Below are 23276 nucleotides of genomic sequence, written 5' to 3' on the forward strand. Positions count from 1 at the left end.
GCCGGGGGGGAGAGCGGGGGTCGTCCCCACGGTCCGACTCGGGGGGGGAGGAGCCAGACCGGGTTAGCACGGTCGCGAACGATCCGTGACTTCCATGGTGTACCCGAGAGCCTTCTCAAGCAAACCCACGCGCCTCAGCTTACGCCGAATGGTGGGCGCCTATGCTCGGCCTCGTGGAAAACCACTCCTTGCCCCGCACTGCCGCGTTCTTTGACCTGGACAAGACGGTCATTGCGAAGTCGAGCACGCTCACCTTCAGCAAGTCGTTCTACCAAGGTGGCCTGATCAACCGCAGAGCGGTACTGCGCACCGCGTACTCGCAGTTCGTCTTCCTGGCGGGCGGCGCCGACCACGACCAGATGGAGCGGATGCGCGAGTACCTGTCCGCGCTGTGCCGCGGGTGGAACGTGCGACAGGTCAAAGAGATCGTCGCCGAGACCCTGCACGACCTGATCGACCCGATCATCTACGACGAGGCCGCCTCACTCATCGAGGAGCACCACACCGCGGGCCGCGACGTCGTCATCGTCTCCACCTCGGGCGCCGAGGTCGTCGAGCCGATCGGTGAGCTTCTCGGCGCCGACCGCGTGGTGGCGACCCGCATGGTGGTCGGGGACGACGGGTGCTTCACCGGCGAGGTGGAGTACTACGCGTACGGACCCACCAAGGCGCAGGCGATCAAGGAGCTCGCGCAGTCGGAGGGGTACGACCTCGACCGCTGCTTCGCCTACAGCGACTCGGCGACCGATCTGCCGATGCTGGAGTCCGTCGGGCACCCCTTCGCGGTCAACCCCGACCGCGCGCTGCGCCGCGAGGCCCTCACGCGCGCGTGGCCGATCCTCGACTTCCACCGTCCGGTGCGCCTGAAGCAGCGCCTGCCCGCGCCGCCCCGTCCCGCCCTCGTCGCCGTGGCCGCCGTCGGCGCCGCCGCAGCCACGGCGGGCCTGGTGTGGTTCACCAGCCGGCGCCGCGCCGCCGCGAGCTGAACAAGCCCCGGCAACCGACCCCCGACCCCCGCCACCGGGCCCCGCAGGCGGCGCCGGGAGGGGGCAGGAACGGGCAGGAACGGGCCGGAACGGGCCGGAACGGCCGAGCTGGAACGCACGTCCGATTCGCACCTGTTTGAACGTAAAAGTAAAGAAGTGCGGCCAGGACTTCCGCTTACCTCAGGACAGGAGTACAAAGGATTCAACGGCCCGCGAGACCAAGGACATCCGAGAGGATCACCTTCAAACGCAGTAAAGGCCCCACGGACCGAAGCATGAACACCGAGCACCCACGCGACGTCGACCCGTCGATTACGGGCCAGCCGCACCAGGTGACGGGCAACGTCCCGACCTGATGGGCAACACTTCGAGGACGCTTGGTAACCCGGTGGACATGCCAGCGGCGGTACGGATCTCCGTACCGCCGCATCCCTGTTCGGGCCCCTTTTCCGGGTGGCCTTCTTACGCCGCGCCGCGCTGCAGCGCCTCGCACACCGCCGTGGACTCCCTGACGCCGAGCTCGACCGCCCTGCCGCAGTGGGCGATCCAGGCCGCCATGCCCTCGGGCCTGCCGGACGCGTAGCCGTCCAGGGCCGCCACGTAGGCGGCGCGGCCCAGCTCCGCGTAACCCGCCTCCGCCGGACAGACCGACTTCGGGTCGAGGCCGCTGCCCACCAGGACGATACGTTCGGCGGCCCGCGCGACCAGGCCGTTGTGCGAGCCGAAGGGGCGCAGGCTGAGCAGTTCGCCGTGGACCACGGCGGCCATCACCAGCGCCGGCGCCGCACTGCCCGTGATGATCAGCCGCGACAGCCCCTCCAGTCGGCCCGCCACCTCGTCGGCGTCCGGCAGGGGAAGCTCGACCAGCGGTTCGTCGACGGACTCCCCGGCGAGCCTCGGGCGCCCCGCGCTCTCGTCGGAGTCGGCCGCGGCGACCAGGTGCAGGCGCGCCAGGACACGCAACGGTGACTGCCGCCAGATGGACAGGAGTTGACCGGCCTCGGCCGTCAGGCGCAGGGCCGCGCCGAGCGTGCGCGCCTCGCCGTCGCCGCTGAAATCGCTGCGCCGACGCACCTCTTCGAGCGCCCACTCGGCGCCGGAGAGCGCCGCGGAGCCGCGCGCGCCGCGCAGTGCCGCCTCGGAGGTGATCTCGTTGCTGCGGCGCCGCATGATCCGGTGCCCGTAGACGCGGTCCACGGCCTTGCGCACGGAGTCCACGGAGTCGGCCACGCCGGGGAGCGCCCCGAGCGCCGCGAGGGGGTCTCCGTCGACCGGGCCGGGTCGGGAGCCCGGAGAAGGGTCGGCTGTCGTACTCATGAGTACGACCCTACGTACTCCGGGGCTCCGGTCCACGAAGGAGTGGTCTTCTTCACGCGCACCGGGCACGCACGGTGCCTGAACGGCTACCCTTTGTGGTTATGAAAATCGCTTTCGTAGGGAAGGGCGGCAGCGGGAAGACCACGCTGTCCTCGCTCTTCATCCGCCACCTCGCCGGTACCGGCGCGCCCGTCATCGCGGTGGACGCCGACATCAACCAGCACCTGGGCCCCGCGCTGGGCCTCGACGAGGCGGTGGCCGCCGAACTGCCCGCCCTGGGCGCGAGGCTGCCCCTGATCAAGGACTACCTGCGGGGCTCCAACCCGCGGATCACGTCCGCGGACACGATGATCAAGACGACGCCCCCCGGCGAGGGCTCACGGCTCCTGCGGCTGCGCGAGGACAACCCCGTGTTCGACGCGTGCGCCCGGTCCGTGGAACTCGACGACGCCACCGTGCGTTTGATGGTCACCGGGCCGTTCACCGAAGCCGACCTCGGTGTCGCCTGCTACCACTCCAAGACGGGAGCGGTGGAGCTCTGCCTGAACCACCTGGTCGACGGCCGCGACGAGTACGCGGTCGTGGACATGACCGCAGGCTCGGACTCCTTCGCCTCCGGCATGTTCACGCGCTTCGACATGACGTTCCTGGTGGCCGAGCCGACGAGGAAGGGGGTCTCCGTCTATCGCCAGTACAAGGAGTACGCACGCGACTTCGGTGTCGGCCTCGCTGTCGTCGGCAACAAGGTGCAGGGCCAGGACGACGTGGACTTCCTGCGCGCGGAGGTCGGCGACGACCTCCTGGTGACCGTGGGGCACTCTGACTGGGTGCGGGCCATGGAGAAGGGGCGCCCGCCGCGCTTCGAGCTCCTCGAGGAGGACAACCGCCGTTCCCTGCAAGCACTTCAGGACGCCGTCGACACCTCGTACGAACGACGAGACTGGGAGCGGTACACCCGCCAGATGGTCCACTTCCACCTGAAGAACGCGCAGAGCTGGGGCAACGAGCGCACGGGGGCCGACCTGGCTGCCCAGGTCGACCCCGCGTTCGTCCTGCGCGAGCGCTTGACCGCCACGGCGTGAACGGGCCGCCGGGTGCTACTGCTTGACGGCCGGTGCGCCCGGTACGCCCTTGGGGGCCGGCGCGGGCTGGGCGGAGAGGAACGCCGCCCAGCCTTCCTTCGGCGCCTTGCCGACCGGCAGCTCGGCCATCTTCGCCAGCACCTTCGGGTCCTGGGCGTCGAGCCAGTCCGACAGCTGCCGGAAGGAGACGCAGCGCACCTCGGGCTTGGTGCAGACCGAGTCGACGGTCTCCTCGACGGCACGCATGTAGGTGCCGCCGTTCCAGGACTCGAAGTGGTTGCCGATGATCAGCGGGGCGCGGTTGCCCTTGTAGGCGCGGTCGAAGCCCTGGAGCAGGCCGTCACGCATCTGGTCGCCCCAGTACTCGTGCCGCGAGGGGTCGCCGTGGGAGGTCGAACCGGACTGGTTGACCATGAAGTTGTAGTCCATGGTGAGCGTCTCGAACTTGCGGCCCGGGACCGGGACGAGCTGCATGGACAGATCCCACAGCCCCTCCTTCTTCTTGGGCCAGAGCTGGTTGTTGACGCCGCTGGTGTCGTAGCGGAAGCCCAGTTCACGGGCCGCCCGCATGAAGTTCTTCTGGCCTTCGAGGCAGGGGGTGCGGGCGCCGACCAGTTCCTTGTCGTAGTCAAAGGGCAGCGGCTTCGCCTTCTTCATGCCCGTGTTCGTCTTCCAGCCCTTCACGAAGGACTTGGCCTGGTTGATCTCGCTCTTCCAGTCCGCCACGGACCACTCGCCCACCCCGCGTCCCTCGCCGCAGAAGTGGCCGTTGAAGTGCGTGCCGACCTCGTTGCCCTCGAGCCAGGCGCCGCGGAGCTGGTCCACGGTGTCCTTGATCCCCTTGCGGTCGTTGAAGCCGATGTCCGAGCTGCCTGCCAGGTGCTGCGGCGGGTTGTAGAGCTTCCGCTTCGCCTCCGGGAGCATGTACACGCCGCTGAGGAAGTAGGTCATCGTCGCGTTGTTCCGCTTGGCGACCTTGCGGAAGTGCGAGAACAGCTTCTGGCTGTCCTCGCCGGCGCCGTCCCAGGAGAAGACCACGAACTGCGGTGGTTTCTGACCGGGCTTGAGGCGGGCGGGTCTCGACAGGTTCGGCTGCTTTCCGGTGAAGGCGGTGGAACCGTCACCGATCATCCGGACGGGGCTCTTGGGGGCCTGCGCCCCGGTCGCCTTCTTCGCGCCGTGGGCGCCTTCCTTGGCTGGGGGCTTGCTGTCGGCGCAGCCAGCGAGCGTCGCTACGCACGCCACAAGGGCGGTGAGGCTCGCGGTGATCCTCCGGGTGGCGGCCATGTTCCGCCCACCTTCTTTCCGTGCAAGTCGGGACAGATCGGACAGAACCTCGCACGGGGTCCGGAGAGCAGCGTTCCGACAAGCCGATAAGAATTTTTATTCGCTCATTCGGGTGACGGATTGCACCATTTGCTCCGATAGTCCACCCAAAGTCTTTACTCTGGATTACGATCCATTTACCGAGAGTTGAGATATCCCGCCGCTGCACGCCGTGACCCACGGCCGCGACCCGCCCTCCGGAGACCTCCGGAGGACCCCTTGTCCCGCGACCGCGCTGCCCCGGAGGAGACGGGAAACATGTCTGCCTGCGTCCCCACTCGCACCACCGACTCGGCCCACACGCCACGCGCCAACAAGCCCCACGCCCCGCCGCCCGGCAAGAGGTTCCGCATCGCCGGTGCCGACCTGTCCGCGTCGGTCGCCGTCTTCCTGATCGCCCTGCCGCTCTCCCTCGGCATCTCCCTCGCCACCGGAGCACCCCTCCAGGCGGGCCTCGTCGCCGCCGCCGTCGGCGGCATCCTCGCCGGAGCGCTCGGCGGTTCTCCGCTGCAGGTCAGCGGCCCCGCCGCCGGACTCACCGTCGTCACCGCAGACCTCATCAACCGGTACGGGTGGCGCACCACCTGCGCCATCACCGTCCTCGCCGGGATCGCCCAACTCGGCCTCGGCTGCCTGCGCGTGGCCCGCACGGCGCTCGCCGTGAGCCCGGCCGTCGTCCACGGCATGCTGGCCGGCATCGGGGTCACCATCGCCGTGGCCCAGCTGCACATCGTGCTGGGCGGCACCCCGCAAAGCTCCGTGCTCGCCAACCTCCGCTCGCTGCCCGCCCAGTTGGCCGACCTGCATCCGGCCGCGCTGTCGATCAGCCTGCTGACCCTCGCGATCCTGCTGCTCTGGCCGCGGCTCCCCGGCCGCGCCGGCCGCATCGCCCGCATCCTGCCCGCGGCCCTCGTCTCGGTCGCCGTCGCGACGGCCGTCGCCTCGCTCGCCCGGCTCCACGTCGACAAGGTCGACCTGCCCTCCTGGCGCAGCCACGCGCTGGCCGGGTTGCCCGAGGGCCCCGCGCTGGGTCTCGTGGCCGCCGTGCTCACCATCACGCTGGTGTGCAGCGTGCAGTCGCTGCTCGGCGCCGTCGCCGTCGACAAGGTCGTCGCGGGACGGCACCAACTGCGCCCGGACGTCCGCCGGTCCGACCTCAACCGCGAGCTGCTCGGCCAGGGCACGGCGAACATCGTGTCCGGAGCGCTCGGCGGGCTTCCCGTCGCCGGGGTCGCCGTGCGCAGCATGGCCAATGTCCGAGCGGGCGCCGTCAGCAGGAACTCCACGATGCTGCACGGCGTTTGGGTAGTAGTGGCCGCGCTGCTCCTGGTCCCCGTCCTGGAGCTGATCCCCCTCGCGGCGCTCGCCGCCCTCGTCATGGTCGTCGGCATCCAGATGGTCAGCCTGAACCACATCCGGACCGTCACCCGCCACCGCGAGATCCTCGTCTACGCCGTCACCACCCTCGGCGTGGTCTTCCTCGGCGTCCTCGAAGGCGTGGCGCTGGGGGTCGCCGTGGCCGTCGCCGTCTCGCTGCACCGGCTCACCCGCACCCGGATCACCCACTGCGAGGTCGACGGCGTCCACCACGTGCGCGTACGCGGACAGCTGACGTTCCTCGCGGTGCCCCGGCTCAGCAGGACCCTGCACCTCGTGCCCCAGGGCGCGGACGTGATCGTGGAGCTGGACGGCTCCTTCATGGACCACGCCGCGTACGAATCACTGCAGTGCTGGCAGGACGCGCACGTCGCGCACGGCGGCACCGTCGAGATCACCGGCCGCGCAGGGACCCGTATCGCCGAGCCCGCGAGCACCTCGCACTCCTGCTGCCGCCCCTGGACGCCGTGGCGCAACCACCACTGCGACCGGCCGCAGGAGGAGGAGCAGCGGAGCAGGCCCAGCGGGCATCAGCTGGCCAGCGGGATCAGCGCGTTCCAGCGGAACACGGCGCCGCATGTGCGCGGCGAGCTGGCCAGGCTCGCACGTGAGGGTCAGCAGCCCGCGCAGCTCTTCCTGACCTGCGCGGACTCCCGGGTCGTCACCTCGATGATCACGTCGAGCGGCCCCGGCGACCTCTTCGTCGTCCGCAATGTGGGCAATCTCGTGCCGTTGCCGGGTGCCGAGAGCGGGGACGACTCGGTCGGCGCCGCCATCGAGTACGCGGTCGACGTGCTCAAGGTGCGGTCCATCACCGTGTGCGGGCACTCCGGGTGCGGTGCGATGCAGGCGCTGCTCAACACGCCGCCCGGCGGCGCGCAGACTCCGCTGCGGCGCTGGCTGCGGCACGGGCTGCCGAGCCTGGAGCGGATGGGCGCGCAGGACAGGGCCTGGGCGCGGCTGGCCGGGCGGGCGCCCGCCGACGCGGTCGAGCAACTCTGTCTCACCAATGTGGTCCAGCAGTTGGAGCACCTGCGGGCGCACGAGTCGGTGGCACGCCGACTTGCAGAAGGTGATCTTGAACTGCACGGTATGTACTTCCATGTCGGAGAGGCCCAGTCCTATCTGCTGACGGAGGGCGCGGGCCCTGAGCCACTGCCCGACGAGGTCTTCGATCAGGTGGCACCCACGGCGCGGGCCACGGCCTAGCGGGCGCCGCCCAGGTAAAGGTCTAAACCAATTCTCGGCAGGCCCTTGTCACCACGGGTTGTGTCTGATGAGCTGTGGCTTCGGACACAACGGTCGCCTCCGGCAAAGCAGCGCAAGGGAGATGTCGTGAGCAACGAAAGCCTGGCCAACCTCTTGAAGGAGGAGCGTCGCTTCGGGCCGCCGGCGGAGCTGGCTGCCGCCGCGAACGTCACCGCGGAGGCGTACGAACAGGCCAAGGCTGACCGGCTCGGTTTCTGGGCCGAGCAAGCCCGCCGGCTGACCTGGGCCACGGAGCCGACCGAGACGCTCGACTGGTCGAACCCGCCGTTCGCCAAGTGGTTCGCCGACGGGAAGCTCAACGTCGCCTACAACTGCGTGGACCGTCACGTGGAGGCGGGCAACGGCGACCGCGTCGCGATCCACTTCGAGGGTGAGCCCGGCGACAGCCGGGCCATCACCTACGCCGAGCTCAAGGACGAGGTCAGCCGGGCGGCCAACGCCCTGACCGGGCTGGGCGTCGAGAAGGGCGACCGCGTCGCCGTCTACCTGCCGATGATCCCCGAGGCGGTCATCTCGATGCTGGCCTGCGCCCGCATCGGCGCCGCCCACTCGGTGGTCTTCGGCGGCTTCTCCGCGGACGCGATCGCCAAGCGCATCGAGGACGCGGACGCCAAGGTCGTCATCACCTCCGACGGCGGCTACCGCCGGGGCAAGCCCTCCGCGCTCAAGCCCGCCGTGGACGAGGCCGTCGACCGCGCCGAGGGCGTGCGGCACGTCCTCGTGGTGCGCCGCACCGGCCAGGACGTGGCCTGGACCGAGGGCCGCGACGTGTGGTGGCACGACGTCGTCGCCCAGCAGTCCGCCGAGCACACCCCCGAGGCCTTCGACGCCGAGCACCCGCTGTTCATCCTCTACACCTCGGGCACCACGGGGAAGCCGAAGGGCATCCTGCACACCTCCGGCGGCTACCTCACCCAGGCGGCCTACACCCACCACGCCGTCTTCGACCTCAAGCCTTCGAGCGACGTCTACTGGTGCACCGCCGACATCGGCTGGGTCACCGGCCACTCCTACATCACCTACGGACCGCTGGCCAACGGCGCGACCCAGGTCATGTACGAGGGCACCCCCGACACCCCGCACCAGGGCCGCTTCTGGGAGATCGTCCAGAAGTACGGCGTCACCATCCTCTACACCGCGCCCACCGCGATCCGCACGTTCATGAAGTGGGGCGACGACATCCCCGCGAAGTTCGACCTGTCCAGCCTGCGGGTCCTCGGCTCGGTCGGTGAGCCGATCAACCCCGAGGCCTGGATGTGGTACCGCAAGAACATCGGCGGCGACGCCTGTCCGATCGTGGACACCTGGTGGCAGACCGAGACCGGCGCCATGATGATCTCGCCGCTGCCGGGCGTCACCGAGACCAAGCCGGGCAGCGCCCAGCGCGCCCTGCCGGGCATCTCCGCGACCGTCGTCGACGACGAGGCGAACGAGGTGCCCGACGGCGGCGGCGGCTACCTCGTCCTGACCGAGCCCTGGCCCTCCATGCTCCGCACCATCTGGGGCGACGACCAGCGCTTCATCGACACCTACTGGTCGCGCTTCGAGGGCAGGTACTTCGCCGGCGACGGCGCCAAGAAGGACGACGACGGCGACATCTGGCTGCTGGGCCGCGTGGACGACGTGATGCTCGTCTCCGGGCACAACATCTCCACCACCGAGGTCGAGTCCGCCCTCGTCTCCCACCCGGCCGTCGCCGAGGCGGCGGTCGTGGGCGCCGCCGACGAGACCACCGGCCAGGCCATCGTCGCGTTCGTCATCCTGCGCGGCAGCGCCGACGCCGACGACGAGAACCTCGTCGCCGACCTGCGCAACCACGTCGGTGCCACCCTCGGCCCGATCGCCAAGCCCAAGCGCGTCCTCCCGGTCGCCGAGCTCCCCAAGACCCGCTCCGGCAAGATCATGCGCCGCCTGCTGCGGGACGTCGCCGAGAACCGGGCCGTCGGCGATGTCACCACGCTGGCCGACTCCTCCGTGATGGATCTCATCCAGACCAAGCTCCCCGCCGCGCCCAGCGAGGACTGACGGTGCGGAACGCCTGATTCACGTACGCGCAAAGGGTCGTCCGGCAGCGCGCCGGGCGGCCCCTTTGTGCTTAAGGTGAAGATCACCGGATACGTCCGGTCGTACGTTAGGTACGCTAAGGATCGCGTCAACATCGCGACAAGAGCGACGCGACGAGAAGTACCTAGGTGCGCCGGGAAGTCTGGTCGGCATGTGCTTTGCCCTGCCTACCCGACCGGAGGTCGACTCACGTGGCCGCGCCCACCCCCAGCACCAGCCGCAAGGTTCTCGGACGCCTCTCGCTCCCCGAGCGGACCTTCGTGGCGAACGCCCTGCGCGCCGAGACCGTCGGTGGTGTGCTGCTGCTCGTCGCCGCGGTCGCCGCGCTGATCTGGGCCAACACCGCCGGCGGCTCCTATGAGTCCGTACGGAGCTTCCACCTCGGCCCGGGCTCGCTCGGCCTCGACCTCTCCATCCAGCACTGGGCGGCCGACGGACTGCTCGCCGTCTTCTTCTTCGTGGCCGGCATCGAACTCAAGCGCGAGCTGGTCGCCGGTGACCTGCGCGATCCCAAGGCCGCGGCCCTGCCCGTCATCGCGGCGCTCTGCGGCATGGCCGTACCGGCGCTCGTCTACGTCCTCACCAACGTCATCGGCGGCGGCTCGACGGACGGCTGGGCCGTCCCGACCGCGACCGACATCGCGTTCGCGCTCGCCGTGCTCGCGGTCATCGGCACCTCGCTGCCCTCCGCGCTGCGCGCCTTCCTGCTCACCCTCGCCGTCGTCGACGACCTCTTCGCGATCCTGATCATCGCGGTCTTCTTCACCAGCGACCTGAACTTCGCCGCGCTCGGCGGCGCCGTCCTCGGGCTCGTCGTCTTCTGGCTGCTGCTCAGGAAGCGGGTGCGCGGCTGGTACATCTACGTTCCGCTGGCGCTCGTCATCTGGGGCCTGATGTACAACAGCGGCATCCACGCCACCATCGCGGGCGTCGCCATGGGCCTGATGCTGCGCTGCCACAAGGAGGACGAGAGCGAGGAGCACTCGCCCGGCGAGCACATCGAACATCTCGTGCGTCCCGTCTCCGCCGGCCTCGCCGTACCGCTGTTCGCCCTGTTCAGCGCGGGTGTGGTCGTGTCGGGCGGCGCGCTCGGCGATGTGTTCACCAAGCCGGAGACACTGGGTGTGGTCCTTGGCCTGGTGCTCGGCAAGGCCCTCGGCATCTTCGGCGGCACCTGGCTCGCGGCACGCTTCACCAAGGCCGAGCTGAACGACGACCTGGCCTGGCCCGACGTCTTCGCGGTCGCCTCCCTGGCCGGCATCGGCTTCACCGTCTCGCTGCTGATCGGCGAACTCGCCTTCACCGAGGACCCGCTGCTCACCGACGAGGTCAAGGCGGCCGTCCTGATGGGCTCGCTCATCGCGGCGGTGCTCTCGGGGATCCTGCTGAAGATGCGCAACGCCAAGTACCGCAAGCTGTGGGAGGACGAGGAGCGCGACGACGACCTCGACGGCATCCCCGACATCTACGAGATGGACAAGCCGGACTACCACCTCCGGATGGCCGCCATCTATGAGAAGAAGGCCGCGGAACACCGCAGGCTTGCCGAAGTCTCGGGTGGGGAACGCGAGGATGGCAACGGTCCGGCATGATCTGAGCAGACATATCTCAGAAGAGATCAGAAGAGAAAAAGGGGAGAACGCGATGAGCTCACCCGACGGCCCCGTCGGCGCCGAGCGCAGCCTCGGCCAACTGGTCGCCACGGCGACCGGCGAGATGTCCGCACTGGTGCACGACGAGATCGCGCTGGCCAAGGCCCAGCTGCGACAGGACGTCAAGCGCGGGGCGGTCGGCGGCGCCGCCTTCACCGCGGCCGGCGCGGTCCTCATCTTCTCGCTGCCGATGCTGAGCTTCGCGCTCGCCTACGGCATCCGCACCTGGAGCGGATGGAACATGGCGATCTGCTTCGTGCTGTCCTTCGCCGCCAACGTGCTGGTGGCCGGGCTGCTCGCGCTGATCGGCGTGGTCTTCGCGAAGAAGGCGAAGAAGGGCAAGGGCCCGCAGAAGGTCGCCGCATCGGCCAAGGAGACGGCAGCCGTACTGGGGAACGTCAAACCGCATACCCGTCCGGTGGGCCCCGTGGACACCCTCGACGTCCGAGTCGGTGAGACGGGGGCGACTGTGGCACGCTCGTCCTCATGACGGACCCCGCCGCCCCATCGGCCCAACCCTCCGGATCAGTCGTACGCATCGAGGGGCCCTGGACCCACCGGGACGTGGCCGCCAACGGAGCGCGCTTCCACATCGCCGAGATGGGCGACGGGCCGCTGGTCCTGCTGCTGCACGGCTTCCCGCAGTTCTGGTGGTCGTGGCGGCACCAGATGGTGGCGCTCGCCGACGCGGGCTTCCGGGCCGTCGCGATGGACCTGCGGGGCGTGGGCGGCAGCGACCGCACGCCCCGCGGGTACGACCCGGCGAACCTCGCGCTCGACATCACCGGTGTCGTGCGCTCCCTCGGCGAGCCGGACGCCGCGCTCGTCGGGCACGACCTGGGCGGGTACCTGGCGTGGACGGCGGCCGTGATGCGGCCCAAGCTGGTGCGCCGCCTCGCCGTCTCCTCGATGCCGCACCCGCGGCGCTGGCGCTCGGCGATGCTGTCCGACCGCAAGCAGACCGCGGCGGCCTCCTACGTGTGGGGCTTCCAGCGGCCGTGGGTGCCGGAGCGTCAGCTGGTCGCCGACGACGGGGCCCTGGTGGCCCGTCTGGTGCGGGACTGGTCCGGGCCGAGCCTGCCGGACGACGAGGCGGTCGAGACGTACCGGCGTGCCATGTGCATCCCCTCGACCGCGCACTGCTCGGTCGAGCCGTACCGCTGGATGGTCCGGTCGATGGCGCGGCCCGACGGGATCCAGTTCAACCGCCGCATGAAGCGCCCGGTGCGGGTGCCGACGCTGCATCTGCACGGGTCGCTGGACCCCGTGATGCGGACGAGGAGCGCGGCGGGCTCCGGAGAGTACGTCGAAGCGCCGTACCGCTGGCGGCTGTTCGACGGCCTCGGGCACTTCCCCCACGAGGAGGACCCGGTGGCGTTCTCCACCGAGTTGGTGAACTGGCTGAAGGATCCCGAACCGGACCGCTGATGGTCCGTCCGGTCCCGGCGCACGGCCCTTCGGGGCGCCGATGGGAACACCTGTCCTACGAACGCCAATTGCCTCCCGCATAGGCCAATTGGGGCCCCTGCGCGCGATTACCGACCATGAGGCACGGGCACACGTCGGGGTATGGGCTGGACGCACGACTACAGTGACGTAGCACGCAATCGCCGCTCGGCCACAGCGCTGAACAGCCGCGAGAGGGGCGGGCCGCAGGATCCGGGCCATCATGGCCCCCCTCAGGAAGCGATGGGGATTCCCCGCATTCTCCGCCGGAGGGCCCGCTGGGTCTCCGCGCGGCTCCGCCATACCCGCGACTGATCCCGCCCGCCGGGCGCACCTCCTGAAGGTGCGCCTTCGCCGGGCGTCGTGACGACAGGCCCTAGAGCGCGCAGCCCTGGCTGTCGACCTCCTGGTTGGCGGTGCGGCCCCGCTCGATGTCCTCGCGCACCTCGTCCGCCGTCAGCGCGTAGCCGGTGTCCGGATCGTCGAGGGACTTCGCGAAGACCACCCCGTAGACCTTGCCGTCGGGCGTGAGCAGCGGGCCGCCGGAGTTGCCCTGGCGGACGGTCGCGTAGAGCGAGTACACGTCGCGGCGCACGGTGCCCCGGTGGTAGATGTCCGGGCCCTTGGCCGTGATGCGGCCGCGCACGCGCGCGGGACGGACGTCGTAGGGCCCGTCCTCGGGGAAGCCCGCCACGATGGCGCCGGCGCCGCTGGGCGCGTCCTTGGACGTGAACTGCAGCGGCGGTGCCTTCAGCGTGGGCACGTCCAGTACGGCGATGTCCCGCTCCCAGTCGTAGAGGACGACCTTCGCGTCGTACATCTGGTTGTTGTCGCCTATCTGGACGGTGGGCTCGTCCACGCCGCCGACCACGTGCGCGTTCGTCATCACGCGGCGGTCCGAGAAGACGAAGCCGGTGCCTTCCAGGACCTTGCCGCAGCCGCGGGCCTCACCGCGGACCTTCACGATGGAGCGCTTCGCCTTCGTGGCGACCTCGCTCTTGGCGAGCTTGGGGTCCGGCGGCTGGACGTCCTTGATGGGCTCGTTCGAGAACGGGCTGAAGACCTGCGGGAAGCCGTTCTGCGCGAGGACGGAGGAGAAGTCCGCGAACCAGGTGTCGGCCTGGCCCGGCAGCGCGCGCGATACGCCGAGGAGGACCTTGGAGTTGCGCACCTCCTTGCCGACCGTCGGCAGCGTCGTGCCCGCGAGGGCCGAGCCGATCAGCCAGGCGACCAGGAGCATCGCCACCACGTTGACCAGGGCGCCGCCCGTCGCGTCCAGGGCGCGGGCGGGCTGCCAGGTGATGTATCTGCGCAGCTTGTTGCCGAGGTGGGTGGTGAAGGCCTGACCGATCGAGGCACAGACGATCACGATGACGACGGCGACCACCGCCGCGGTCGTACTCACCCCGGCCGCGTCGTCGTCCGTGAGGGCGTCCCAGATGACCGGCAGGAGGTAGACGGCGACGAGACCGCCGCCGAGAAATCCGATCACCGAGAGGATGCCGACCACGAAGCCCTGGCGGTACCCCACGACCGCGAACCACACGGCGGCGAGCAGCAGCAGGACGTCCAGCACGTTCACCGATTCAGTCCTCGCCTCGCATCGCGGTCGCCCATTCCCCGCAACTTTGTCATGCGCGCCAGTCGAGCGGGACCTGCCGGGTGCGGTCCCAGGGTCGCTCCCAGCCCGCGAAGTGCAGGATTCTGTCGATCACGCCCGCCGTAAAACCCCAGACCAGAGCGGACTCGACGAGGAACGCGGGGCCTGCGTGGCCCTTGGGGTGGATGGCCATCGCGCGATTCGCGGGATCCGTGAGATCGGACACGGGAACCGTGAAGACGCGGGCCGTCTCGTTCGGATCGACGACGCCCACCGGGGTCGGGGTGCGCCACCAGCCGAGCACGGGCGTCACGACGAAGTCGCTCACCGGGATGAAGAGGCGGGGCAGCTCGGCGAAGAGCTGGACGCCGCGTGGATCGAGCCCCGTCTCCTCCTCGGCCTCGCGCAGGGCGGCGCGCAGAGGGCCCTCGCCCTGGGGGTCGCCGTCCTCGGGGTCGAGGGCTCCGCCGGGGAAGGAGGGCTGCCCCGCGTGCGAGCGCAGCGATCCGGCGCGCTCCATCAGGAGCAGCTCGGGGCCCTTGTCGCCCTCTCCGAAGAGGACGAGGACGGCTGACTGACGTCCGGCGCCGCTCTCCGGGGGCAGGAAGCGGCTCAGTTGGAGCGGCTGCACGGTGCGGGCCGCGTGGACGACCGGGTCCAGCCAGGAGGGCAGGCCGTCGGTGGTGAGCAGGGGGTGGTCGGCGTGGCCGTTGCGGTTGTTGCGGTTGCTGCCCTGTGGGCGGGCCTCGTGGGCTTCGTGGGCTTCGTGGCCTTGGCCTGCATGACCTGCATGGCCCGTGTGGCTCGTATGGCTCGTATGGCTCGTGTGGTTCTGATCGCTGTTCGTGGTGTTCGTCGTCTCGCTCGTGTGCGTCATCGGCACCCCCGTCCGTCTCTGGACAACGCTCTTTGCCCTGTGGTTCGTTCCGCCCCGCGTCGCCGTCACCCCGCGGCGAGCGGCGGCGCCGGCTTGCCCGGGTAGTCCGGCGGCGGCTTGAGGCGCTGGCCCGGGAGGCCGCCCATCTCGTACTTCAGCAGCTTCTTCGCCTTCTCCGGGTCCGTCTCGCCCTCCCCGTACGACGGACAGAGCGGAGCGATCGGGCAGGCGCCGCAGGCGGGCTTGCGGGAGTGGCAGATGCGGCGGCCGTGGAAGATCACGCGGTGCGAGAGCATCGTCCACTCGCTCTTCGGGAAGAGCTCGGCGACGGCCGCCTCGACCTTCACCGGGTCCGTCTCCTCGGTCCACTTCCAGCGGCGGACCAGGCGGCCGAAGTGCGTGTCCACGGTGATGCCGGGGACCCCGAACGCATTGCCCAGGACGACGAAAGCGGTCTTGCGGCCCACTCCGGGCAGCTTGACGAGGTCGTCCAGGCGACCGGGGACCTCGCCGCCGAAGTCGTCCCGCAGCGCCTTCGCCAAGCCCATGATCGACTTCGTCTTGGCGCGGAAGAAGCCGGTGGGCCTGATCAGCTCCTCGACCTCCTCGGGGACGGCGGCGGCCAGGTCCTCCGGAGTCGGGTACGCGGCGAAGAGGCGCGGCGTCGTCTGGTTCACCCGCAGGTCGGTGGTCTGGGCCGAGAGGACCGTGGCGACCAGGAGCTCGAAGGGGTTCTCGAAGTCCAGCTCGGGGTGGGCGTACGCATACACCTCGGCGAGCTCGCGGTTGATCCGCCGGGCGCGGCGGACCAGGGCGGTGCGGGACTCCTGGGGGGTGGCTTGGGAAGCGCCCTTGGAGGTAGCTCTGGGGGCGCCTGCGGACGCGGCCTTTGGGGTGCCCTTGGGGGCGACCTCGGCGGTGGCTTGCCTCGTTCCGCTGGTGGCGGACTTCTTTGTGGGGGTGGGGGTCTTCTTGGCCGCAGCCTTCTTGACCGTGGTCTTCTGGGGCGTCGCCGTCTTCGCCGGGGCCGTCGCCCGTTTGGCGGGAGCCTTCGTCTTCTTTGCCGACGCCTTCTTGGCCGCGGTCGTGCCGACCGGGGCCTTCGCCGTCGTGGGCGTCGTCTTCTTCGCGTTCACAGGGCCGACCTCTTCGCCGGGGACACCAGGAGAGCTGTCCGATTTGTCGCTTTGTTGCGGGCGTTGGACGCATGTTCGCCCACAGCGGAATTGCGGGATGCGGCTACCTGCTCAGCCCCCTCGGCCTGCGCTCTCACCGGCTTTTTGGACACCCGGCCAGCCTAGAGCCAGGCACTGACATCCGTCCTTGACCCCGTGGATCGGCCCCCAAATGGGCCCCTCCCGCACAGCTTCCGACGCCGGTGCGGCAGACTTGTGACTGATCACACTGTTTGGACCGTCCGGCAAAATGGGGAACACGGTCCCCTGATATGCGGGGGAACCAAGATCCCCTGAGCAGGTCGACAAGGAGAGAACTCGTGGACGACGTTCTGCGGCGCGCCCCGCTCTTCGCGGCGCTCGATGACGAGCAGGCCGCGGAGCTTCGCGGCTCCATGAGTGAGGTGACGCTCGCGCGCGGGGATGCCCTTTTCCATGAGGGAGACCCCGGCGACCGCCTCTACGTGGTGACCGAAGGCAAAGTAAAGCTGCACCGCACCTCGCCCGACGGCCGCGAGAACATGCTCGCGGTGCTCGGCCCCGGCGAGCTCATCGGCGAGCTGTCGCTCTTCGACCCGGGCCCGCGTACGGCCACGGCCTCCGCGCTCACCGAGGTGAAGCTGCTCGGCCTCGGCCACGGCGACCTCCAGCCCTGGCTGAACGTGCGCCCCGAGGTGGCCTCCGCGCTGCTGCGCGCCGTCGCCCGGCGCCTTCGCAAGACCAACGACCAGATGTCCGACCTGGTCTTCTCCGACGTGCCCGGACGAGTGGCCCGCGCGCTGCTCGACCTGTCGCGCCGCTTCGGCGTGCAGTCCGAAGAGGGCATCCACGTCGTGCACGACCTCACGCAGGAAGAGCTCGCCCAGCTGGTCGGCGCCTCCCGCGAGACGGTCAACAAGGCGCTCGCCGACTTCGCCGGGCGCGGTTGGCTGCGGCTCGAGGCCCGCGCGGTGATCCTGCTGGACGTGGAGCGGCTGGCCAAGCGGTCGCGCTGACGCTGTGTCTGTACGTCGATGGGCCCCGCCTCTTGGGAGGCGGGGCCCATCGGGCGTTTCCCCACAGGGTGCCTGTGCTTTTCAGAACAGGGTGCCTGTGCTTTCAGATCAGGCCGTGCTCCGTGAGGTAGTCCAGCTGCGCCCTCACCGAGAGTTCCGCGGCCGGCCACAGGGACCGGTCCACGTCCGCGTACACGTGCGCCACGACGTCCGCCGCCTCGACGTGGCCGTTCTCCACGGCCGTCTCGACCTGTGCCAGGCGCTTCGCCCGGTGTGCGAGGTAGAACTCGACGGCCCCCTGCGCGTCCTCCAGGACCGGGCCGTGGCCCGGCAGGACCGTGTGGACGCCGTCGTCGACCGTCAGGGAGCGCAGCCGGCGCAGGGAGTCCAGGTAGTCGCCCAGACGGCCGTCGGGGTGCGCCACGACCGTCGTGCCGCGGCCGAGGACCGTGTCGCCCGTCAGGACCGCGCGGTCGGCCGGCAGGTGGAAGCAGAGCGAGTCCGCGGTGTGGCCGGGGGTGGGGACGACGCGCATCTCCAGGCCGCCGGTGGTGATCACGTCGCCGGCCGCGAGGCCCTCGTCGCCGAGGCGGAGGGCGGGGTCCATGGCGCGTACGCGGGTACGGGTCAGCTCCGCGAAGCGGGCCGCGCCTTCCGCGTGGTCGGGGTGGCCGTGGGTCAGGAGCGTCAGGGCGATCCGCTTGCCCGCCTGCTCCGCCGTCTTGATGACGTGGCTCAGGTGCGCGTCGTCCAGAGGGCCGGGGTCGACGACCACGGCGAGTGGGGAGTCCGGCTCCGAGACGATCCAGGTGTTCGTGCCGTCGAGGGTCATCGCGGAGGGGTTGGGTGCGAGAACGTTGACCGCGCGGGGGGTGGCGGGGCCGCTGAGGACTCCGCCGCGGGGCTGGCCGGGGAGGGCGGCGGCATCGGTCATGCGGGGGTGACTCCTGTCTGTGGCGGGGGTGTGCCGGGTGGAGTGCGCCGTTGTGGTGTGCGCCGTTGTGATGTGCCGGGTGGTCTGCGCCGTTGTGGTGTGCCGGGTGGAGTGCGCCGTTGTGATGTGCCGGGTGGGGTGCTGAGTGGAGCGTTGTTGCCGGTGAGCCTGTGTGAGGCTCTGTCGGTTGCCTGCGGTCCGCTGTGGCGGTCCGCTGTGGGTTCGTTGTGCGGCCCGCCTCGGTCCGTGAGCCGCTGCGGGCCGTTGGGGCTCGTGCGCCTGTTGTTCGTCTGTGGGGCGGGGTCGCGGGGGTATGTACGTACTCGCTATCCCTGCGCCACGCCTCAAGAACAAAGACGGCACAGTGCGCTCGGTGCTCCGTGCGCACATACCCCCGCGCCCCCTCCGGCCGGTTCGGCGGCTGCGGCTGCGGCTGCCTCGTGGCTCGCGGGGTGGGCGGGGCGGGCTGTTGGTCGGCGGCTGCCGGAGCCTCGTGGCTCGCGGGGCGGGCTGTTGGTCGGGGTCACCGGCCGCCGCCCGTGGCCACCCGCTTGGTGAACTCGTCGTGGCCCGGCCAGGACAGGATCAGGTCGTCGCCCTCCAGGCGGGCCCGGGCCAGGACCGGTGTCATGTTCTGGGCGGGGGCCGCCGCCAGGGCCTCGCCGGGGGACGCGTGGGGGCTCAGGGCCCTGAGTGTCGCGATCGTGGGCGGCATCATCAGGAGTTCGCCCGCGTCGTAGCGCGTGGCCGCGTCCGAGGGGCGGATCCAGACCGTGCGGTCGGCCTCCGTGGAGGTGTTCCGCGTGCGCTGGCCCTCGGGCAGCGCTGCCACGAAGAAGAACGTGTCGTAGCGCTTGGGCTCGAACTCGGGGGTGATCCAGCGGGCCCACGCGGCCAGCAGGTCGCTGCGCAGGTACAGGCCCCGGCGCTCCAGGAAATCCGCGAAGGAGAGGTCGTGGGCCACCAGGGCCTCGCGGTCCGTCTCCCAGTCGTCGCCCGTGGTGTCGCCGATGACCGTCTGCGGGGTCGGTCCCGCGAGCAGGACGCCGGCCTCCTCGTACGTCTCGCGGACCGCGGCACAGACGATCGCCTGGGCCTCGGCCTCGTCGTCGACTCCCAGGCGGGCCGCCCAGGACGCGCGCGTGGGGCCCGCCCAGCGCACCAGCCGGTCGTCGTCGCGCGGGTCGACGCCGCCGCCCGGATACGCGTACGCGCCCCCGGCGAAGGCCATGGAGGCGCGTCTGCGCAGCATGTGCACCTCCGGCGAGCCGTTCCGCGCGCCGTCCCTGAGCAGCATGACGGTCGCGGCACGGCGCGGGGTCGCCGGAGTCAGCTCGCCGCTCGCGAGGGCGCGGATGCGGTCGGGCCACTCCGGGGGGTACCACTGCCCATTTGCCATGGGCGGAGGCTATCCCCTGGTGCGCTGATGTTCGAGAGGCAACTATCGGTGCCTACAGGGGCCCGGCAGGCAGTACCGGAGCCCCTGAACGGCCGAAAAGCGCTTACGCCTCCGTCAGTTCCACCTGGAACTCGACCTCGACCGGGGCGTCGAGCGGCAGCACCGCCACGCCCACCGCGCTGCGCGCGTGCACGCCCTTGTCGCCGAAGACCTCGCCGAGGAGCTCGCTGGCGCCGTTGATCACGCCGGGCTGGCCGGTGAAATCGGGGGCCGACGCGACGAAGCCGACGACCTTCACGACGCGCGCGACGCGGTCCAGGTCACCGGCGACCGACTTGACCGCCGCCAGCGCGTTCAGCGCGCAGGTGCGGGCCAGGTCCTTGGCCTCCTCCGCGGTGACCTCGGCGCCGACCTTCCCGGTCACGGCGAGCTTGCCCTCGACCATGGGGAGCTGTCCCGCGGTGTACACGTACACGCCGGACTGGACGGCCGGCTGGTACGAGGCGAGCGGCGGGACGACCTCCGGCAGTGTCAGTCCGAGCTCGGCGAGGCGGGCCTCCACCGCGCCGCTCATGCCTGCTTCTCCCGCTTCAGGTAGGCCACGAGCTGCTCGGGGTTGTTCGGCCCGGGCACGACCTGGACCAGCTCCCAGCCGTCCTCGCCCCAGGTGTCCAGAATCTGCTTCGTGGCGTGGACGAGCAGAGGCACGGTTGCGTATTCCCACTTGGTCATGTGGCCGACTGTAGTCGGTGTGGAGGGCTGCTCAGGGTGGGCTCCTGCGTAGTCCGGGCGATGACTGGTTAGGCTCAACAGGGTGAGCAGGCTCCAGGTCGTCAGCGGCAAGGGCGGTACCGGCAAGACCACGGTGGCCGCGGCCCTCGCGCTCGCCCTGGCGACGGAGGGCAAACGCACCCTCCTCGTCGAGGTCGAGGGCAGGCAGGGCATCGCGCAGCTCTTCGAAACCGAAGCGCTGCCCTATGAGGAGCGGAAGATCGCCGTCGCTCCCGGGGGCGGGGAGGTGTACGCCCTCGCCATCGATCCCGAGCTCGCGCTGCTCGACTACCTCCAGATGTTCTACAAACTGGGAGGTGCGGGCCGCGCCCTGAAGAAGCTCGGTGCCATCGACTTCGCCACCACCATCGCGCCCGGACTCCGGGACGTGCTGCTGACGGGCAAGGCCTGTGAGGCCGTGCGCCGCAAGGACAAGAGCGGGCGGTACGCGTACGACTGCGTCGTGATGGACGCCCCGCCGACCGGGCGCATCACCCGCTTCCTGAACGTCAACGACGAGGTCGCCGGGCTCGCGAAGATCGGGCCGATACACAACCAGGCGCAGGCCGTCATGCGGGTCCTGAAGTCCCCCGAGACGGCCGTGCATCTGGTCACCCTCCTTGAGGAGATGCCCGTCCAGGAGACCGCGGACGGGATCGCCGAGCTGCGGGCAGCCCAGCTGCGCGTGGGGCGCCTCATCGTGAACATGGTGCGTCCCGCCGTACTGGGGGAGGCCTCGCTGGAACTGGGCCTGGAGCAGACGCCCCGTACGGCCGTCGCGAAGTCGCTGTCCGCCGCCGGGCTCGGCGGCGCGCGGCGCGGCGGCGGTGCCGAGCGGCTCGTCGACCCGCTCCTGGAGCAGGCCGCGGAGTACGCCGAGCGGTACGCCCTCGAACGCGATCAGCGCGCGGTGCTGACCGGGTTCGGTCAGCCCCTGCACGAACTCCCGTTGCTTGCGGGCGGGATGGACCTCGCGGGCCTCTACGAGCTCGCCACGGCACTGCGGAAGCAGGGGATCGCATGAGCGGGGACGGTACGGCCGGGGAACCGGCACGGGGCCTGGACGCCGGCCGCGTGCTGGACGTGGACGCCCTGATCGACGAGCCGACGACGCGCATCGTGGTGTGCTGCGGTTCGGGCGGCGTCGGCAAGACGACCACGGCGGCCGCCATCGGGCTGCGCGCGGCGGAGCGGGGCCGCAAGGTCGTCGTGCTCACCATCGACCCGGCGCGCAGGCTCGCGCAGTCGATGGGCATCGACTCGCTCGACAACGTCCCGCGGCGGGTCAAGGACATCGACGGCTCGGGCGAGCTGCACGCCATGATGCTCGACATGAAGCGCACGTTCGACGAGATCGTCGAGGCGCACACGGACAAGGAGCGCGCCAAGGCGATCCTCAACAACCCCTTCTACCAGTCGCTTTCGGCGGGCTTCGCGGGCACGCAGGAGTACATGGCGATGGAGAAGCTGGGGCAGTTGCGGTCCCGGGACGAGTGGGACCTGATCGTCGTCGACACGCCGCCCTCGCGCTCGGCGCTGGACTTCCTCGACGCTCCCAAGCGCCTCGGGTCCTTCCTGGACGGAAAGCTGATCCGGCTCCTGATGGCGCCGGCGAAGGTCGGCGGCCGGGCCGGGATGAAGTTCCTGAACGTCGGCATGTCGATGATGACGGGCGCCCTCGGCAAGCTGCTCGGCGGGCAGCTGCTGCGGGACGTGCAGATGTTCGTGACGGCGATGGACAGCATGTTCGGCGGGTTCCGTACGCGTGCCGACGCGACGTACCGCCTGCTGCAGGCGCCCGGGACGGCGTTCCTGGTGGTGGCATCGCCGGAGCGGGACGCGCTCAGGGAGGCCGCGTACTTCGTGGAGCGGCTCGCCGCGGACGACATGCCGCTCGCCGGTCTCGTACTCAACCGTGTGCACGGCAGCGGCGCCGCCCAGCTGTCGGCCGAGCGGGCGCTCGCCGCCGCGGAAAATCTTGAGGAGAGCCGCATTGTGGATCAGGAGGACGGGAAAGTAGGAGTTCGTAACTCCCCCGAGAATCCCGCGACTTCAGAGCCGCACGCGACGTCCGAGCCGAAGGCGACCTCAGAGGAGCCCGCGACCGACGAGACCTCGAGTGCCGAAACCCCGAGTGCCGACACGGAGCCCTCCGGGCCGGCCGACGCCACGGAGGGCCCCGACCTTCACGGAGACACCGCAGAGCCCGTAGAGCCCCATGCAGAGCCCCACACGGCCCCTCCTGGACCGGCGTCCGGCCCGTCCGTCGAGCCGTCCGTCGAGCAGCTGACCGCGGGTCTGCTGCGGCTGCACGCGGAGCGCATGCAGCTGCTCGCGCGTGAACAGCGCACGCGTGACCGCTTCACCGCGCTCCACCCCGAGGTGGCGGTGGCCGAAGTGGCCGCGCTTCCCGGCGATGTGCATGACCTTGCGGGGCTCCGGGCCGTAGGGGACCGGCTGGCGGGCTGACGGGGCGTGGGGTGCCTCGGCGGATGTCTCCGCGGCCCGGACGGGGTTCTTTTCGCCCCGGTGGCCTACCCCACGGCCGCGTAGCTCTCGTACGTCTCTTCGTCCTCCAAGTCCACGGGCAGCAGGCCCGCGCCACGCTCGTACTCGGAGCGCGCAGTCTCCAGGAGCCTGCGCCACGAGGTGACGGTGGGACGCCTGCGCAGCAATGCGCGACGCTCACGCTCCGTCATGCCACCCCACACGCCGAACTCGACGCGATTGTCCAGCGCGTCGGCCAGGCATTCGGTCCGCACCGGACATCCGGTGCACACCGCCTTGGCCCTGTTCTGCGCTGCTCCTTGAACGAACAGTTCATCCGGATCGGTAGTGCGGCAGGCCGCCTGCGCACTCCAGTCGGTTACCCAGCCCATACCGGCGCCGTCCTCTCCCGAATCGAGGCTCCCCCACGGCGGCAGCGGCATATTCACCGCCGCCAGTTGAGGACGTTACGGAAGGTGGGCACAGCGCAACACCCCCTTCGGGCCCAATCTTGAATGG

General features: G+C 70.4%; 21 protein-coding genes. 11 read left to right on the plus strand and 10 right to left on the minus strand.

Going from position 1 to position 23276, the window contains the following annotated elements; all coding sequences use genetic code 11:
* Window positions 1-161: 161 nt before the first annotated feature.
* Window positions 162-986: an HAD family hydrolase gene (locus ACZ592_RS09115; RefSeq protein ID WP_471580871.1), complete on the plus strand. Its 825-nt coding sequence runs from the start codon at window positions 162-164 to the stop codon at window positions 984-986.
* A gap of 462 nt (window positions 987-1448) precedes the next feature.
* On the opposite strand, the gene ACZ592_RS09120 is transcribed toward ACZ592_RS09115, so the two are convergent.
* On the minus strand, window positions 1449-2303 hold the full coding sequence (locus ACZ592_RS09120; protein WP_471580872.1) for a Fic family protein: 855 nt from the start codon (window positions 2301-2303) through the stop codon (window positions 1449-1451).
* A gap of 101 nt (window positions 2304-2404) precedes the next feature.
* On the opposite strand from ACZ592_RS09120, the gene ACZ592_RS09125 reads away from it, so the two are divergent.
* Complete coding sequence (locus tag ACZ592_RS09125) at window positions 2405-3385, plus strand: ATP-binding protein (RefSeq protein WP_471580873.1); 981 nt, start codon at window positions 2405-2407, stop codon at window positions 3383-3385.
* A gap of 15 nt (window positions 3386-3400) precedes the next feature.
* Here the strand turns inward: ACZ592_RS09125 and ACZ592_RS09130 are convergent, their stop codons facing one another.
* On the minus strand, window positions 3401-4672 hold the full coding sequence (locus ACZ592_RS09130; RefSeq protein ID WP_471580874.1) for a polysaccharide deacetylase family protein: 1272 nt from the start codon (window positions 4670-4672) through the stop codon (window positions 3401-3403).
* Window positions 4673-4969: 297 nt separating this feature from the next.
* Here ACZ592_RS09130 and ACZ592_RS09135 point away from each other — a divergent pair, with 297 nt between their 5' ends.
* From ACZ592_RS09135 to ACZ592_RS09160, 6 genes are all read left to right on the plus strand, one after another.
* Window positions 4970-7297: a bifunctional SulP family inorganic anion transporter/carbonic anhydrase gene (locus tag ACZ592_RS09135; protein WP_471580875.1), complete on the plus strand. Its 2328-nt coding sequence runs from the start codon at window positions 4970-4972 to the stop codon at window positions 7295-7297.
* Between the two features lie 126 nt (window positions 7298-7423).
* Window positions 7424-9382, plus strand: a complete 1959-nt coding sequence (gene acs, locus ACZ592_RS09140; RefSeq protein WP_471580876.1) for an acetate--CoA ligase — start codon at window positions 7424-7426, stop codon at window positions 9380-9382.
* Between the two features lie 230 nt (window positions 9383-9612).
* Complete coding sequence (gene nhaA, locus ACZ592_RS09145; RefSeq protein ID WP_471580877.1) at window positions 9613-11013, plus strand: Na+/H+ antiporter NhaA; 1401 nt, start codon at window positions 9613-9615, stop codon at window positions 11011-11013.
* Between the two features lie 52 nt (window positions 11014-11065).
* On the plus strand, window positions 11066-11563 hold the full coding sequence (locus ACZ592_RS09150; RefSeq protein WP_471580878.1) for a phage holin family protein: 498 nt from the start codon (window positions 11066-11068) through the stop codon (window positions 11561-11563).
* Window positions 11560-12501 carry an alpha/beta fold hydrolase gene (locus tag ACZ592_RS09155; RefSeq protein WP_471580879.1) on the plus strand — a complete coding sequence of 314 codons (942 nt, stop codon included), beginning with the start codon at window positions 11560-11562 and terminating at the stop codon, window positions 12499-12501. Before ACZ592_RS09150 ends, ACZ592_RS09155 begins: the two co-directional genes overlap by 4 nt.
* 141 nt (window positions 12502-12642) lie before the next feature.
* Window positions 12643-12834 (plus strand): hypothetical protein, encoded by a 192-nt coding sequence (locus tag ACZ592_RS09160; RefSeq protein WP_471580880.1) that lies wholly within the window; start codon window positions 12643-12645, stop codon window positions 12832-12834.
* 61 nt (window positions 12835-12895) lie between these two features.
* Here ACZ592_RS09160 and ACZ592_RS09165 read toward each other — a convergent pair whose 3' ends face one another.
* From ACZ592_RS09165 to nth, 3 genes are all read right to left on the minus strand, one after another.
* Window positions 12896-14101, minus strand: a complete 1206-nt coding sequence (locus ACZ592_RS09165) for a MarP family serine protease (RefSeq protein WP_471580881.1) — start codon at window positions 14099-14101, stop codon at window positions 12896-12898.
* Between the two features lie 49 nt (window positions 14102-14150).
* A complete protein-coding gene (locus tag ACZ592_RS09170; protein WP_471581400.1) occupies window positions 14151-14810 on the minus strand; it encodes an NUDIX hydrolase in 660 nt (219 codons plus the stop codon).
* 251 nt (window positions 14811-15061) lie between these two features.
* A complete protein-coding gene (gene nth / locus ACZ592_RS09175; protein WP_471580882.1) occupies window positions 15062-16132 on the minus strand; it encodes an endonuclease III in 1071 nt (356 codons plus the stop codon).
* A 359-nt stretch (window positions 16133-16491) separates the two neighbouring features.
* Here nth and ACZ592_RS09180 point away from each other — a divergent pair, with 359 nt between their 5' ends.
* Window positions 16492-17166, plus strand: a complete 675-nt coding sequence (locus tag ACZ592_RS09180; protein ID WP_471580883.1) for a Crp/Fnr family transcriptional regulator — start codon at window positions 16492-16494, stop codon at window positions 17164-17166.
* A 103-nt stretch (window positions 17167-17269) separates the two neighbouring features.
* On the opposite strand, the gene ACZ592_RS09185 is transcribed toward ACZ592_RS09180, so the two are convergent.
* The 4 genes from ACZ592_RS09185 to ACZ592_RS09200 all read right to left on the minus strand — a co-directional run bounded on the left by ACZ592_RS09185 (window position 17270) and on the right by ACZ592_RS09200 (window position 20231).
* A complete protein-coding gene (locus ACZ592_RS09185) occupies window positions 17270-18100 on the minus strand; it encodes an MBL fold metallo-hydrolase (protein ID WP_471580884.1) in 831 nt (276 codons plus the stop codon).
* Window positions 18101-18623: 523 nt separating this feature from the next.
* Complete coding sequence (locus ACZ592_RS09190) at window positions 18624-19499, minus strand: NUDIX hydrolase (protein ID WP_471580885.1); 876 nt, start codon at window positions 19497-19499, stop codon at window positions 18624-18626.
* Between the two features lie 103 nt (window positions 19500-19602).
* A complete protein-coding gene (locus tag ACZ592_RS09195) occupies window positions 19603-20073 on the minus strand; it encodes a RidA family protein (protein ID WP_471580886.1) in 471 nt (156 codons plus the stop codon).
* A complete protein-coding gene (locus tag ACZ592_RS09200) occupies window positions 20070-20231 on the minus strand; it encodes a DUF4177 domain-containing protein (RefSeq protein WP_003975360.1) in 162 nt (53 codons plus the stop codon). The genes ACZ592_RS09195 and ACZ592_RS09200 overlap by 4 nt, the downstream gene beginning before the upstream one ends.
* An 82-nt stretch (window positions 20232-20313) precedes the next feature.
* Here ACZ592_RS09200 and bagA point away from each other — a divergent pair, with 82 nt between their 5' ends.
* Both bagA and bagB read left to right on the plus strand, forming a co-directional pair.
* Window positions 20314-21294, plus strand: coding sequence for an ATPase BagA (bagA, locus tag ACZ592_RS09205; RefSeq protein WP_471580887.1), 981 nt, complete (start codon window positions 20314-20316; stop codon window positions 21292-21294).
* Window positions 21291-22739, plus strand: a complete 1449-nt coding sequence (bagB, locus tag ACZ592_RS09210) for an ATPase BagB (protein ID WP_471580888.1) — start codon at window positions 21291-21293, stop codon at window positions 22737-22739. Before bagA ends, bagB begins: the two co-directional genes overlap by 4 nt.
* 65 nt (window positions 22740-22804) lie before the next feature.
* Here bagB and ACZ592_RS09215 read toward each other — a convergent pair whose 3' ends face one another.
* Complete coding sequence (locus ACZ592_RS09215) at window positions 22805-23149, minus strand: WhiB family transcriptional regulator (protein ID WP_030782081.1); 345 nt, start codon at window positions 23147-23149, stop codon at window positions 22805-22807.
* Window positions 23150-23276: the final 127 nt, after the last annotated feature.

This window comes from Streptomyces sp. NPDC040622 (genome assembly GCF_055593965.1).